A 16,451-nucleotide genomic window follows, 5' to 3' on the forward strand; every position below is an offset into this window, starting at 1 on the left:
AAGTGAGTCGCGGCCCAGACGCTCTCCGAATTCCGTCCTCATGAAATTCGCACCCAGCCCCGCCCCTGCTTCACGCGCTCCCCGCGGTGCCCGATTTCCAGCATGGCGCCAATGTGGGTGGGGGGGATTGCTCGCGCGCGCGTCAGACGATACATGCGCGAGACAACGCCCCTTCACGGCGGGTGCTGATTGCGACTGACCTCTTGAAACCCTGTCTCGCCGGGAGACAGCACCCCCCCGGCCCCTGAATCCGCGTCTCCGTGCCCCCCGCGCACGGAACACCCCCGCCTCCCAGGAGTCGCGTCAATGCCCACTGGAACCCCGCCCGGTTCTTCCCCGGTCCCCGACCTTGCGTTTTCCACCCTGGTTGAATTGCTGCGCGTCCGCGCGACCACCCAGGGTGACCGGCGCGGCTTTACGTTCCTGCTGGACGGGGAGACGGACGAAGCGCACCTGACGTACGCGGAGCTGGATCAGAAGGCCCGGGCCATCGCGGCGGCGCTCCAGGCGCGCGGCGCCCAGGGCCAGCGGGCGCTGCTGCTGTACCCGCCCGGCCTGGACTACATCGCCGGGTTCTTCGGCTGTCTGTACGCGGGCGTGATCGCGGTCCCCATCTATCCGCCGGACCCCATGCGCCTGGCGCGCACGCTGCCGCGCCTGCTGGCCATCAGCCAGGACGCGCAGGCCACCATCGCCCTCACCACCGACTTCATCTACGGCATGGGGGAGATGCTCTTCGAGCAGGCGCCGGAGCTGCGGGAGCTGCACTGGATCGCCACGGACACGCTGGACGCGGAGGTCGCCGAAGGGTGGAAGGACCCCGGCGTGGCCACGGACACGCGGGTGTTCCTCCAGTACACGTCCGGCTCCACGTCGTCGCCCAAGGGCGTGGTGCTGACGCACGGCAACCTGCTGCACAACTCGAAGCTGATCCACGAGTGCTTCGGTCACTCCACGCACAGCCAGGGCGTCATCTGGCTGCCGCCGTACCACGACATGGGCCTCATCGGCGGCATCCTGCAGCCCCTGTACGGCGGCTTCCCGGTGACGCTGTTCTCGCCGGTGGACTTCCTCAAGCGCCCCATGCGCTGGCTGGAGGCCATCTCCCGCTACAAGGCCACCACCAGCGGCGGGCCCAACTTCGCCTTCGACCTGTGCGTGCGCAAGAGCACGCCGGAGGAGCGCGCGAAGCTGGACCTGAGCCACTGGGACCTGGCCTTCAACGGCGCGGAGCCCATCATGCCGGACACGCTCCGGCGCTTCGCGGAGGCGTTCGGTCCGCAGGGGTTCCGCTCGGAGGCCATCTACCCGTGCTACGGCCTCGCGGAAGGGACGCTCATCGCCTCCGGCGGTGACAAGCGCGAGCTGCCGGTGCAGCGCACCGTGGACGCGGGCGCGCTGAAGGACAACCGCGTGGTGGCGAAGGAGGCCGCGAGCCCCGGCGCCCAGACGCTGGTGGGCTCCGGCCGCAACCTCACGGATCAGCGCCTGGTCATCGCGCATCCGGAGACGGGCGCGCCGCTGCCGGCGGGCCAGGTGGGGGAGATCCGCGTCGCCGGGCCCAGCATCGCGCAGGGCTACTGGGGCCGCGAGGAGCAGACGCGGACGACCTTCCAGCAGCCGCTGGCCGGCACGGGGGACCCGACGCCGTTCCTGCGCACGGGCGACCTGGGCTTCCTCGCGGACGGCGAGCTGTTCGTCACCGGCCGCCTGAAGGACCTGATCATCATCCGCGGGCGCAACCACTACCCGCAGGACATCGAGCGCACGGTGGAGTCCGCCCACCCCGCCATCCGCCCCGGCTGCACGGCGGCGTTCTCCATCGAGCAGGACGACGAGGAGCGCCTGGTCGTCGTGACGGAGGTGGACCGCCGCGCGGTGGAGCGCGACGGCGTGGACCTGGACGCGCTGGCGCAGAGCATCCGGCAGGCCGTCGCGGCCGGGCACGACCTGCAGGCCCAGGGCGTGGTGCTGCTGGGGCCGGGCGCCATCCCGAAGACGTCCAGCGGCAAGATCCAGCGCTTCGCCACCCGCGCGGAGTACGTCGCGGACACGCTGGAGGCGCTGCACAAGAGCATCCTCGCCGCCGCGCCCGCCCCGGCGCCCGAGGCCGTGAAGACCGCCGCCCCGGAAGCCGCCGCGCCCGCGCCCGTGGGCCCGGACACCAGCATGCTCCAGAAGATGCTGGCGGTGGTGACGGACACCACCGCGCGCAGGGCCATGGTGGCGGTGTTCCTCCAGGAGCAGGCCGCGCAGGTGCTGCGGCTGCCCACGGCGCAGGTGGACGCGCAGAAGCCGCTGCACGCCTACGGCGTGGACTCGCTGATGGCGGTGGACTTCAAGAGCGCGGTGGACGCGGGGCTGGGCATCGACCTGCCGCTGTCGGACGTACTCCAGGGCGTGTCGCTGGCGAAGCTGGCGGAGGTCGTGGTGACGCTGATGTCGGCGCCGCCGTCCCAGCAGGCCTCGAGCGCGGTGGCCGCCTCGTCCGCCACCGGTGACGCGCCCCTGTCCGGCGGACAGCAGGCGCTGTGGTTCATGCACCAGCTCGCGCCGGAGAGCGCCGCCTACCACGTGCCCGTCGCGGTGCGCGTGCGCGCGGGGCTGGACGCGAACGCGCTGAAGGGCGCCTTCGAGGCGCTGGTGGCCCGCCACCCCGCCCTGCGCACCACGTTCGTCATGGCGGCCACCGGCCCCGTGCAGCGCGTGCACGCGGAGCCGCGGCTGGACTTCGTCGTCACGGACGCGAAGGGCTGGAGCGACGCGCAGGTCGCGGAGGCCCTGTCCGCCGAGGCCCGCCGCCCGTTCGACCTGGAGAAGGGTCCGCTCCTGCGCGTGCGGCTGGTGTCGCGGTCCGCGGAGGACCACGCGCTGCTCATCTGCATGCACCACATCGTCACCGACTTCTGGTCGCTGGCGGTGATGGCGGAGGAGCTGGACGCGCTCTACCCGGCGCTCAAGCTGGGCAAGCGCCCCACGCTGGCCCAGCCCGCGCGCACCTACGCGGACTACGCGCGCTGGCAGTCGGAGATGCTCACCGGTGCTCGCGGCCAGGCGCTGGAGAAGTACTGGCGCGAGCAGTTGTCCGGCACGCTGCCGGTGCTGGACCTGCCCACGGACCACCCGCGTCCCCCGGCGCAGACCTTCAACGGCCGCGTCCACACCACCCGGCTGAATGCTGACGTCGCGAGCGCGGTGAAGACGCTGGCGCGCGACCATGGCGCCACGCCGAACATGGTGCTCCAGACGGCGTTCCAGGTGCTCCTGCACCGCTACACCGGCCAGCAGGACTTCACGCTGGGCGTGGTGAGCGCGGGCCGTGGACGCGCGGAGCTGGCGGGCATCACCGGCTACTTCGTCAACCCGCTGGTGGTGCGCACGCGCCCGTCCCCCACGCTGTCCTTCACGGACTACCTGGCCCAGACGCGCCAGACGATGCTGGGCGCGCTGGAGCACCAGGACTACCCCTTCAGCGCGCTGGTGGACCGGCTGCAGCCGGTCCGTGACCAGAGCCGCTCGCCGCTGTTCCAGGTGATGTTCGTCTACCAGCGCGCCTCCAAGCTGGACGAGCGCGGCCTCACGCCCTTCGCCCTGGACATCCCGGGCGCGAAGTCCACCGTGGCGGGCCTGCCCATCGAGTCGCTGCTGCTGTCGCACGGCGGCGCGCAGTTCGACCTCACCCTCACCATGGGCGAGGCGGACGGCGAGCTGGTGGCCTCCTTCGAGTACAACACCGACCTCTTCGAGGCGGACACCATCGAGCGCATGGCCGGGCACCTGGCCACGCTGCTGTCCGGCATCGCCGCGCAGCCGGGCCGCGCGCTCGCGGGGCTGCCGCTGCTCACGCAGGCCGAACAGCAGCAGCTCCTGGAGACCTGGAAGGGTCCGCGCGTGCCGCTCACGCAGGCGGACATGCTGCCCGCGCTCTTCGCGGCGCAGGTGGCGCGCACGCCGGACAACGTCGCGGTCCTCTTCAAGGACTCGCAGCTCACCTACCGTGAGCTGGACGCTCGCGCGGGGCAGCTCGCCGCGTGGCTGCGTGGCGCGGGCGTGAAGCCGGGCGACATCGTGGGCATCTGCCTGGAGCGCTCGGTGGAGACGCTGGTGTCCGTGCTGGCGGTGATGGCCGCGGGCGCGGCGTACGTGCCCATCGACCCGGCGTACCCGTCCGAGCGCGTGGCCTTCATCCTGGGCGACACGCAGGCGCCGGTGCTCATCACCCAGTCCTGGCTCCAGCGCACGCTGCCCTCGGGCATGTCCGCGCGCACGCTGTTCGTGGACCAGCCGCTGGACGGCGCGCTGTCCTCCGCGCCCGCCGCGACGGTGGCGGCCGGGGACCTGGCGTGCCTCGTCTACACCTCCGGCTCCACCGGTCAGCCCAAGGGCGTGATGCTGGAGCACGGGGGCCTCGCCAACCTCGTCCGCTCCTTCGTGGAGTCCTACGCGCCTGGGGCCACGGACCGGATGCTGCCGCTCACGTCGGTGGCCTCCGCCAGCTTCGTGGGCGAGATCCTCCCGCTCCTGTGCACGGGCGGCGCGCTGGTGCTGCCCACCGAGGAGGAGATCCTCGACCAGGAGAAGCTGTTCCAGCTCATCACCCGCCACACCGTCACCATCGTGAGCACGGTGCCCGCGGTCATCGCCGGGCTCAACGCGCGCCTGGAGCAACTGCCGCCGCTCAAGCTGGTGCTCTCCGGCGGCGAGGCGCTGGTGGCCAGCGACGTGGAGAAGCTGCTCGCCACGGTGCCGGTGGTGAACGGCTACGGCCTCACGGAGACCACCGTGTGCTCCACCTACCACCGCATGGCGGTGGAGGACCTGCGGGGCCACGCGTGGGTGCCCATCGGCCGGCCCGTCATCAACACGGACGTGTACGTGCTGGACGCGGAGAAGAACCTGCTGCCCGTGGGCGTCCCCGGTGAGCTGTACGTGGGCGGCCTGGGCGTGGCGCGCGGGTACTGGAAGCGGCCGGAGCTGACCACGGAGCGCTTCGTGGCCGACCCGTTCCACGCCGGACAGCGCCTGTACCGCACGGGCGACCGCGCGCGCTGGCTGCCGGATGGCGTGCTCACGTTCCTGTCCCGCGCGGATGATCAGGTGAAGATCCGCGGCTTCCGCATCGAGCTGGGTGAGGTGGAGGCCGCCGTGCGCCGCCACCCGGCCGTGAAGGACGCGTTCCTGATGGCGCGCGAGGACTCGCCCGGCGACAAGCGCCTGGTGGCGTACGTGGTCCTGGGCGAGCCCGCGCCCACGCACTCGGACCTGAACACGTTCCTCGCGGAGGGGCTGCCGCCGTACATGCTGCCGTCCGCGTACGTGCCGCTGTCCGCGCTGCCGCTGTCACCCAACGGCAAGGTGGACGCGAAGGCACTGCCCGCGCCGGAAGGGGCGCGCCTCGCCTCCGGCGTCGCCTACGCCCAGCCGCAGAGCGCCGTGGAGCGCAGCGTGGCGGCCATCTGGGCGGCGGTGCTGAAGGTGGAGCGCGTGGGCCTCAACGACAACTTCTTCGAGCTGGGTGGCAACTCGCTGCTCATCGCGCAGGCCCACCGGCGGCTGCGGGAAGAGCTGGGCGCGGACCTGGCGCTGGTGGACATGTTCAAGTTCACCACGGTGAGCGCGCTGGCCCAGCACCTGGCGAACAAGGGCGAGGACTCGGGCGCGGCCTCCCAGAAGATCAAGGACGAGGCGGAGCGCCGCCGGGCCGCCCAGGCGCGGCGTCAGCAGGCGCGCGGCCGTGGCAAGTAACCAACGACTTTCAGGCACACCCCCCAGATTTCGAAGGACGGCTTCATGAGCACTGAGACTCCCGAAGTGGACGGCATCGCGGTCATCGGCCTGGGCGGCCGCCTGCCCGGTGCGAAGACCATCTCCGAGTTCTGGAAGAACCTCACCGGCGGCGTGGAGAGCATCACCTTCTTCACCGACGAGGAGCTCATCGCGGAGGGCGCCGACCCCGCGATGGTCCGCGCGCCCAACTACGTGAAGGCCCGCGGCACGCTGGGCGACACGGACCAGTTCGACGCGGCCTTCTTCGGGATGAACCCCCGCGAGGCCGCGCTGATGGACCCGCAGCACCGCGTCTTCCTGGAGTGCGCGTGGGAGGCCATGGAGAGCGCCGGCTACAGCCCGGAGCGCCAGCCCGGCCGCGTGGGCGTGTTCGGCGGCATGAGCATGAACACGTACCTGCTCTCCAACCTGTACTCGCACCTGGCGCACGTCGCGGGCGTGGAGAGCCTCCAGGCGTCCATCGGCAACGACAAGGACAGCCTCACCACGGAGGTGGCGTACCGCATGGACCTGAAGGGGCCGGCCGTCACGGTCCAGTCCTCGTCCTCCACGTCGCTCACGTGCATCCACTACGCCTGCCAGAGCCTCTTGTCGTTCGAGTGCGACATGGCCCTGGCCGGTGGCGTGTCCATCCACTTCCCGGAGAAGGCGGGCTACCTGTACCACGAGGGTGGCACCACGGCGCCGGACGGCCACTGCCACACGTTCGACGAGGAGGCCGCGGGCTTCGTCGCGGGCCACGGCGCGGCGGTGGTCGCGCTCAAGCGCCTGTCGGACGCGCTCAAGGACGGCGACACCGTCTACGCGGTGGTGCGCGGCTCGGCGGTGAACAACGACGGCTCGCAGAAGGTCAGCTACATGGCCCCCGCCGTCGCGGGCCAGACGGAGGTCATCGCGCTGGCGCAGGCCGTCGCGGGCGTGGAGCCGGACTCCATCGGCTACGTGGAGGCGCACGGCACGGCCACCAAGGTCGGTGATCCGATTGAGGTCGCGGCGCTCACGCAGGCCTTCCGCCAGGGCACGGACAAGAAGAACTTCTGCGCGCTGGGTTCGGTGAAGAGCAACATCGGCCACCTGGACTCGGCGGCGGGCGCGGTGGGCTTCATCAAGGCGGCCCTCACGCTGCACCACAAGGTCATTCCCCCCAGCCTCAACTTCAAGACGCCCAACCCGGCGTGCGACTTCCCCAACAGCCCGTTCTACGTGAACACGGAGCTGCGCGACTTCCCGCGCGGGGAGACGCCGCGCCGCGCGGGCGTCACGTCGCTGGGCATGGGCGGCACCAACGCGCACGCCATCCTGGAGGAGGCGCCGGAGCTGCCCGCCACCGACAAGGCCCGCCTGCCCGCGCAGGTGGTGCTGCTGTCCGCGCGCACGGAGAACTCGCTGGAGGTCGCCACGGACCGGCTGGCCGCGCACCTGCGCGAGAACCCCGGCGTGGACCTGGCGGACGTGGCGTACACGCTCCAGGTGGGCCGCAAGCGCTTCGGCAAGCGCCGCGCGGTGGTGGCGCGCACCACGGCGGAGCTGGCCTCCGCGCTGGCGGAGCGCACCCCGGGCCGCGTGTTCAGCGGCACCGCGGAGAACAGCGGCCGTCCGGTGATGTTCATGTTCTCCGGGCAGGGCTCGCAGTACGTGGACATGGGCCGCGAGCTGTACGAGACGGAAGGCGCCTTCCGCGCCCAGGTGGACACCTGCGCGGAGAAGCTCAAGCCGCACCTGGGCCTTGACCTGCGCACGGTGCTGTACCCGGCCGCGGAGTCGCGTGAGCTGGCGTCCGAGCGCCTCAAGCAGACGGGCCTCACCCAGCCCGCGCTGTTCGTCATCGAGTACGCGCTGGCGAAGCTCTGGGAGTCGTGGGGCGTGACGCCGCACGCGATGGTGGGCCACAGCATCGGGGAGTACGTGGCGGCGTGCCTCGCGGGCGTGTTCAGCCTGGATGACGCGCTGGCGTTGGTGGCCGCGCGCGGCCGGCTGATGCAGTCGCTGCCCTCGGGCTCCATGCTCGCGGTGTCCCTGCCGGAGGAGCACGTCACGCCCATGCTGCCGGAGGGCCTGTCCGTGGCGGCGGTGAACAGCCCGGCCACGTGCGTGGTCGCCGGCCCCACGCCGCTCATCGACGCGTTCGTGGAGACGCTGAAGCTCCAGGGCCTGGCGTCCTCGCGGCTGCACACGTCGCACGCGTTCCACTCCGCGATGATGGACCCCATCCTGGACGCCTTCCGCGAGGCGGTCCGCAAGGTGGCCCGGAAGGCGCCGACGAAGCCCTACCTGTCCAACGTCACCGGCACCTGGGTGACGGCCGAGCAGGCCACGAGCCCCGACTACTGGGCGAAGCACCTGCGCGGCGCGGTGCGCTTCGCGGACGGCGTGGGCGAGCTGCTCAAGGAGTCCGACGCCATCCTGATGGAGGTGGGCCCGGGCAACACGCTCGTCACCCTGGCGCGGCAGCACCCGGACAAGGGCGCGAAGCACGCGCTGATCAACTCGCTGCGCCACCCCAAGGAGCAGGTCGCGGACCTGGACCACGTGCTGGCCACGCTGGGCCGGCTGTGGCTGGAGGGCGTGGAGGCGGACTGGGACGCGTTCCGGGGCGGTGAGAAGCGCCGCCGCATCGCGCTGCCCACGTCCCCCTTCGAGCGCCAGCGCCACTGGGTGGACCCGCGCAAGGAGACCGCCGCCGACGGCGAGCGCTCCGAGTGGGCGTCCGCGGACCAGAAGCAGCCCGTGGCGCGCTGGTTCTACCTGCCGTCGTGGCAGCGCGCGCTGCCCTCGCCGCAGGGCGCCTGGAGCGAGAAGAAGGCCACCTGGTGGCTGCTGCTCCCGGACGACTCCAACGAGGGCCTGGGCGCGCGGCTCGCGCTGAAGCTGGGAGAGGCCGGCCAGGACGTGGTGCGCATCACCCCGGCCGCCGTCACCGCGAAGCACGACGAGCACCACTGGTCGCTCGCGCTGGGCGGCGAGGCCACGGTGCTGGAGGCGCTCACCGCGCAGGGCCGCGCCCCGGACCACGTGCTGCACCTGGGCACGCTGGGCCTGGGTGACGCGCACGGCGAGGCGGACTTCGAGGCCGCGCTGGGCAAGGGCTTCCTGGGGCTGTTGTCCCTGGCGCAGGCCCTGGGCCGCCAGCCCGGCACGCGTCCCGTGTCGCTGGTCGCGGTGACGAACCGCATGCAGGCGCTGGGCGACGAGGCGCCCAACCCGGAGCTGGCCACGGTGCTGGGCCCGGTGCGCGTGATTCCCCAGGAGTACGGCCACCTGTCCGCGAAGGCCGTGGACGTGCGCCTGCCCCCGTCCGGAAGCTGGCGGGAGACGGCGCTGGTGGAGGCCCTGCTGTCCGAGGCCGCCACGCCGTCCAGGCTGGAGACCGTCATCGCGTACCGGGGCGGCGCCCGCTGGGTGCAGCACTTCGAGCATGTGCCCGCGGACGCGCCTCGCACGGCCCAACTGCCGCTGCGCGACGGGGGCGTGTACCTGCTCATCGGCGGCTTCGGCACGCTGGGCTTCTCCCACGCGAAGTCGCTGGCGAAGCGCGCGAAGGCGAAGCTGGTGCTCGCGGGCCGCACGGCGCTGCCGGAGCGCGCACAGTGGGACGCGCACCTGTCCGCCCACGGCGAGGACGACGCCGTCTGCCGCCGCATCCGTCAGGTGCGCGAGCTGGAGGCGCTGGGCGCCCAGGTGCACACCGTGTCCGTGGACGCCGCCAACAAGGTCCAGGTGAAGGAAGCGGTGGACGCGGCGCTGACCCACTTCGGCGCGCTGCACGGCGTGGTGTTCGCGGCGGGTGACGTGGGGCAGGCGCTCTTCCGCGCCATCCCGGACACCCGCCCCGAGGACGTGCGCGACACCTTCAACGGCCGCGTGCGCGGGCTGTACGCGCTGGAGGAGGCCGTGCGCGGACGCTCGCTGGACTTCTGCGTGCTGTCGTCGTCGCTGGCGGCGGTGCTGGGCGGCCTGGGGCTGGCGTCGTACTCGGCGGCCACGTCGTTCATGGACGCGTTCGCCACGAAGCAGGCGCAGACGTCGCCGGTGCCGTGGATGAGCGTGGGCTGGGACGCGTGGCAGTACGAGTCCCGCGCGGGCGGCGCGCAGAGCCCGTTCGGCGCGCTGGCCATCACGGCCTCCGAGGGCGAGGACGCCTTCGAGCAGCTCTTCCAGTTGGGCGCCGTGTCCCACGTGGCCGTGTCCACGAGCAACCTGCGCGCCCGCGCGCGCAAGTGGGCCCAGCCGGCCGCCGCGCAGGAGAAGGCGGAGGCGAAGCAGGACGTGGGCTCCGCCCTGGGCACCACGCCCCGGCCGGCGCTCCAGAACGCCTACGTGCCGCCTCGCGACGAGCTGGAGGAGAAGATCGCCCGCCTCTGGCAGACGACGCTGGGCATCGACCAGGTCGGCGTGCACGACAACTTCTTCGAGCTGGGTGGCAACTCGCTCGTCGGCGTGAAGCTGATTGCCCGCGTGCGCGAGCAGTTCGGCGTCGCGCTGCCGGCCGTCACCCTCTACGAAGGCCCCACCGTGGGGGCGCTGGCGAAGCTGCTCAAGGCCGCCAGCGGCAGCGAGGACACGGAAGCCGCGCCCGAGGAGACCGAGGCGCTCAGCCGCGGGGAGCGCCGCCGCGCGCGCCGCGCGAACCGCCGGGGCGACAGCGCCTCCGACGAGGAGTAGCCGTCCCCTCCCCCACCTTTCGAAGCCCGAGCACACCCCATGTCCGCTGAATCGAACATCGACGCGCAGGCCATCGCCATCGTCGGCATGGCCGGACGTTTCCCCGGCGCCCCCGACCTGGACTCCTTCTGGAAGAACCTGCGCGACGGCGTGGAGTCCATCCAGCCCGTCCCCGACGCGGAGCTGGAGAAGCTGGGCGTGGACCCCGTCCTGCGCAAGGACCCGCGCCACGTGAAGGCCAGCGCCGCATTGGCCGGCATGGAGCTGTTCGACGCGGGCTTCTTCGGCTTCACGCCCCGCGAGGCGGAGCTGATGGACCCGCAGCACCGCGTCTTCCTGGAGTGCGCGTGGGAGGCGCTGGAGAAGGCGGGCCACACGCCGGAGGGCTTCGACGGCTCCATCGGCGTGTTCGCGGGCGCGTCCACCAACACGTACCTGGTGTTCCACCTGGTCCCCAACTTCGACCAGTTGAGCGGCATGGACCAGGTGCAGGTGGACGTGAACAACGGCGGCGACTTCCTGGCCACCCGCGTCGCGTACAAGCTCAACCTGCGCGGCCCCAGCTACTCCATCACCAGCGCGTGCTCCACGTCGCTCGTGGCCACGCACGCGGCCTGCCAGAGCCTCTTGAATGAAGAGTGCGACCTGGCCCTGGCCGGCGGCGTGTCCGTGCACGTGAAGCACCCGGAGGGCTACCCCTTCGTACCGGGCGGCATCGTGTCCCCGGACGGCCACTGCCGCGCGTTCGACGCGAAGGCGGAGGGCACGGTGTTCGGCAGCGGCGTGGGCGTGGTGGTGCTCAAGCGGCTGGCGGACGCCATTGAAGACGGCGACCACATCCACGCCATCATCAAGGGCAGCGCCATCAACAACGATGGCGCGCTGAAGGTGGGCTTCACCGCCCCCAGCGTGGAGGGACAGGCCACCGTCATCACCGAGGCCCTGGGCGCGGCGGGCGTGGCGCCGGAGACCATCGGCTACCTGGAGGCGCACGGCACCGGCACGAAGATGGGCGACCCCATCGAGGTGCGCGCGCTCAACAAGGCGTTCAAGTTCCGCTCGGCGGCGGCGAAGGCGAGCCCGCCCAAAATTCCGGTGGGCTCGCTCAAGAGCAACATCGGCCACCTGGCCAACGCGGCCGGCGTGTCCAGCCTCATCAAGGCGGTGATGACGCTGGAGCACCGGCAGATTCCGCCCAGCCTCCACGTGACGGAGGTGAACCCGGAGATCCCGTTCGCGGGCGGTCCGTTCTTCGTCAACACGAAGCTGACCGACTGGCAGGCGAACCCCAAGCACCCGCGCCGCGCGGGCGTGAGCTCCTTCGGCGTGGGCGGCACCAACGCGCACATCGTGCTGGAGGAGGCCCCGGCCCTTCCGCCGTCCGGCGCGTCCCGCCCCGCGCAGTTGCTGGTGCTGTCCGCGAAGAGCGACGCGGCGCTGGACGCGGCGACGAAGAACCTGGCCGCGCACCTGAAGGCGCACCCCGCGCAGGCGCTGGCGGACGTGGCCTTCACGCTCCAGACGGGCCGTCAGGCCATGGCGAAGCGGCGCGTGCTGGTGTGCCGCGACCGCGAGGACGCGCTGGCCGCGCTGGAGGTGGAGGACGGCCCGCGCCAGTGGACGCACGCGCCGGACGTGCACGAGCGGCCGGTGGCCTTCCTGTTCCCCGGGCAGGGCTCGCAGTACGTGGGCATGGCGCGCGACCTGTACGCGTCCGAGCCGGCCTTCAAGCGGCACCTGGACGCGTGCGCGGACAAGCTGACGCCGCACCTGGGGCTGGACCTGCGCACGGTCCTCTTCCCGGAGGCCTCCAAGGCGGAAGCGGCGACGCAGGCGCTGACGCGCACGGAGCTGACGCAGCCCGCGCTCTTCGCCGTGGAGTACGCGCTGGCGAAGCTGTGGATGGCCTGGGGCGTGACGCCCTCCGCGATGCTGGGGCACAGCATCGGTGAGTACGTGGCCGCGTGCCTCGCGGGCGTCTTCAGCCTGGACGACGCGCTGGCGCTGGTGGCCGCGCGCGGCAAGCTGATGCAGGGGCTGCCCGCGGGCGCCATGCTGTCCGCGAAGCTGGAGGAGTCCGCGCTCCAGCCGCTGCTCCCCGCGAACGTCAGCGTGGCGGCGGTGAACGCGCCGGGCTTCACCGTCGTGGCGGGCCCCACCGACGCGGTGGACGCGCTCCAGGCGAAGCTGGAGGCGCAGGGCGTGGAGGTGTCGCGGCTGCACACGTCGCACGCGTTCCACTCCGCGATGATGGACCCCATCCTCGCGCCCTTCACCGAGCGCGTGCGCCAGGTGAAGCTCTCCGCGCCCACCCTGCCCTTCCTGTCCAACGTGACGGGCACCTGGATTGAAGCCGCGCAGGCGACGGACCCGGGCTACTGGGCCACCCACCTGCGCCAGGGCGTGCGCTTCTCCGCGGGCCTCCAGGAGCTGTGCCGCAAGTGGCCGCAGGCGGCCCTGCTGGAGGTGGGCCCCGGCACGGTGCTCGCCACGCTGGCGAAGCAGCAGCCGGGCGCGGACGCGCGCGTCGTCATCTCCTCCACGCGTCACCCGCGCGAGCAGGCGCCGGACCTCCAGGTGCTCCTGGGCGCGCTGGGCCGGCTGTGGCTCAACGGCGTGACGGTGGACTGGAAGGGCTTCGCGGCCCACGAGCAGCGCCGCCGCGTGCCGCTGCCCACCTACCCCTTCCAGCGTGAGCGCTACTGGATCGACGCGAAGCCGCTGGGCGGCGGGGCCCGGACGGACGCGCCCGCGTCGCTGACGAAGCGCCCGGACGTGGCGGACTGGTTCTACGCGCCGTCGTGGAAGCTGGCCCCGCTGCCCAGGGCGAAGGCCTCGGCGGGCGCGGGCTGGCTGGTGTTCGCGGACGACACCGGCGTGGCGGAGGCCCTGGCGCCGAAGCTGGGCGGGGACGTCTTCCGCGTCGTGCCCGGCGCGCGCTTCGAGCAGCGCCCGGACGGCACCTTCACGGTGGACCCGGCGCGCCGCGAGGACTTCTGCGCGGTGATGGAGGCGCTGAGGAAGCAGGGCCGCGCGTTCTCCAACGTGGTGCACCTGTGGAGCCTGTCGCGCGAGCCGGCGTCACTGGACCTGGGCTTCCACAGCCAGTTGTTCCTCGCGCGCGCCTTGAGCGAGACGGGCCACCTGGAGCCGCTCACCTGGTCCGTGGTGACCAGCCGCTCCGCCCGCGTGGAGCAGGCGGACGCGCAGCTCCCGGAGCAGGCCCTGCTGGTGGGCCCCACGCGCGTGCTGCCGCAGGAGTACCCGAACCTCGCCTGCCGCTTCGTGGACGTGGTGCCCGGGGACGCGGGCGCGGTGGCGGACCGGCTGGCGGCGGAGCTGGGCGCCGAGCCGCGTGACGCGGTGGTGGCCCTGCGTGGCCGCCAGCGCTGGGTGCAGACCTTCGAGCCCGTGCGCCTGGAGGCGGCCGGCGCGGAGGTGCTGCGCGACGGCGGCGCGTACCTCATCACGGACGGCCTCACCGGCATCGGCCACGCGCTGGCGTCCGAGCTGGCCTCGGTGCACCACGCGAAGCTGACGCTGGTGGAGACGGCGGACTTCCCCAGCCGCGGCCAGTGGACGGCGTGGGTGGAGAAGCACGGCGTGGAGGACGCGGTGTCCCGCCGCATCCAGCGCGCGCTCGCCCTGGAGCGCACGGGCGTGGAGATGCTGGTGCTGCCGGCGTCCCTCACCGACGTGGAGTCCATGCGCGGCGTGGTGGACACGGCGGTGGCGCGCTTCGGCCGCATCGACGGCGTCATCCACGCGGCGGGCGGCATGCAGGGCGCCACGCTGGGCACCATCGCGGAGACGGGCCCGGACGAGTGCGCCTGGCACTTCCGCCCGCAGGTGCACGGCGTGCGCGTGCTGGCGGCGGTGCTCCCGAAGGACGGCCCCGCGTTCTGCCTCCTGGTGTCCTCGCTGTCGTCCGTGCTGGGCGGCCTGGGCCAGGTGGCGCAGGCCTCCGCCAGCGCCTTCATGGACGCCTTCGCCGAAGCGCGCACGGAGGGCTTCGCCTACCCGTGGCTGAGCGTGGACTGGGACGCGTGGCAGTTCGCGGACGCGCAGGCCATGGCGGAGCTGTCTCCCACGCTGGCCCAGTTCGCCATCCAGCCCGCGGAAGGGCTGGAGGCGCTGCGCCGCGCGCTGTCGCACGGCGAGAGCGGCCGGCTCGCGGTCTCCACGGGGGACCTGGCCGCGCGCCGCCGTCAGGGGCCTCGGGCCGCGAAGGCGGAGAAGGGCAGGAAGGACGCGGCGAAGGGCAACAAGCACGCGCGGCCGTCCATCCTCACGCCGTACGCCGCGCCGCGCACGGAGCTGGAGAAGACCGTCGCGGGCATCTGGGAGCAGGTGCTGGGCATCGACGGCATCGGCATCCACGACAACTTCTTCGAGCTGGGCGGCCACTCGCTGCTGGCCACGCAGCTTCGCAACCACATCCACGCGGTGCTGAAGGTGGACCTGTCGCTGCGCGGCCTCTTCGAGACGCCCACCGTCGCGGGCGTCGCCGGGCGCGTGGAGCAGGAGCTGGGCAAGCGCGCGGCCTCCACGGAGAAGCCCATCGCGGAGCGCCTGCGCACCGCGTTCCCCACCGAGCGCCCCGCCCTGCTCACCGAGTACCTGCGCCACCACATCTCTGAGGGCCTGCGCGTCCCCCTGGACAAGCTGCCCGCCGACGGCAGCCTCAAGGGCTACGACCTGCACGCGCTGGGCGCGGAGCTGGAGTACGACCTGCGGCAGGACTTCAAGTTCCAGCTCTACCCGCACGAGGTGCAGGCGCACCCGTCCATCCCGGAGCTGTCCAAGTACCTGCTGGTGGAGATGGACCGGCTCCAGGACCCGCAGCGCTTCGCGGAGAACAAGCCGCTGTCCGCGTACCCGCTGAAGCCCTACCGGGCGCAGACGTCCGGCGTGCAGCGCACCAACACGGCGAAGAAGAACCCGCCCATGGTGTTCGTGCACTCCAGCCCGCGCGCGGGCTCCACGCTGTTCCGCGTGATGCTCGCGGGACACCCGCGGCTGTTCTGCCCGCCGGAAGTGAACCTGCTCTTCTTCGAGAGCATGCGCGAGTGGCGTGAGAACATCGGCTTCGGCTCCGAGATGGAGTGGACCACGGGCGGCCTGCAGTGGGCGCTCATGGAGCTGGAGAAGCTGGACTCGCCCGCCGGCGCCGCGCTGGTGGACCGGCTGGTGGCGGACGACGTGTCCGCGCAGGACGTCTACCGCCGCCTCCAGGAGAAGTCCTCGCCCCGGCTGCTCGTGGACAAGACGCCCACGTACGCCATGGACGTGGAGACGCTGGAGCGCGCGGAGCGGATGTTCGAGGGCAACAAGTACATCTACCTCTACCGCCACCCGCTCCCGGTGATGGAGTCCATCCTCCGGATGCGCTTCGACCGCCTCTTCGCCGCCGGCCTCTTCGGCGACGCGGACGTGGACCCCTACGTGGTGGCGGAGACGGTGTGGGCGCTGTCCAACCGGAACCTGCTCCGCTTCTTCGACGGCATCGGGAAGGACCGCTGCCACCAGGTGCGCTACGAGGACCTGGTCGCGGACCCCACGAAGGTGATGACCGGCGTGGCCCACTTCCTGGGGCTCGAGTTCGACGAGCGCATGGTGCAGCCGTATGACGGCAAGAAGGACCGCATGATGGGCGGCCTGGGGGACCCCAACATCCTCCAGCACCAGGGCATCGAGAAGAAGATGGGCGAGTCGTGGAAGCGCATCAAGTGGCCCCGCCCCTTCGACGCCTCCACCCACGCGGTCATCGACCGGCTGGGCTACTCCGTGGAGGGCGCCACGCCCGCGCAGCCCCTGGTGACCGCGCAGCCGGTGGCCACGCCCGCCGCGAAGCAGAAGGTGACCGCGGCGGAGGCGGAGAAGCTGCTGGAGAACATGGACCAACTGTCCGACGAACAGGTGGCCGAGCTGCTCGCGGTGCTGGAAGACGCGGGCGGCGGTGACGGTGGTGGCAGCAGCAGCAGCGAGGACGCGGCCTGAAC

The 16,451-nt window shown here is 72.2% G+C and carries 3 protein-coding genes; all 3 read left to right on the forward strand.

Annotated features, from left to right (window positions below; all coding sequences use genetic code 11):
* The first annotated feature begins 306 nt into the window (after nt 1–306).
* Genes K8612_RS14060 through K8612_RS14070 form a run of 3 tightly spaced genes read left to right on the forward strand, consistent with a single transcriptional unit; the run spans nt 307 to nt 16,449 of the window.
* Entirely contained in the window at nt 307–5,745 is a 5,439-nt protein-coding gene (locus K8612_RS14060) for a non-ribosomal peptide synthetase (RefSeq protein WP_223762614.1), read from the forward strand.
* A 45-nt stretch (nt 5,746–5,790) separates the two neighbouring features.
* Nucleotides 5,791–10,449: a type I polyketide synthase gene (locus K8612_RS14065; protein WP_223762615.1), complete on the forward strand. Its 4,659-nt coding sequence runs from the start codon at nt 5,791–5,793 to the stop codon at nt 10,447–10,449.
* Between the two features lie 39 nt (nt 10,450–10,488).
* A complete protein-coding gene (locus K8612_RS14070) occupies nt 10,489–16,449 on the forward strand; it encodes a type I polyketide synthase (RefSeq protein ID WP_223762616.1) in 5,961 nt (1,986 codons plus the stop codon).
* Nucleotides 16,450–16,451 lie beyond the last annotated feature (2 nt).

The organism is Corallococcus sp. AS-1-6, assembly GCF_020037015.1.
GTDB lineage: Bacteria > Myxococcota > Myxococcia > Myxococcales > Myxococcaceae > Corallococcus.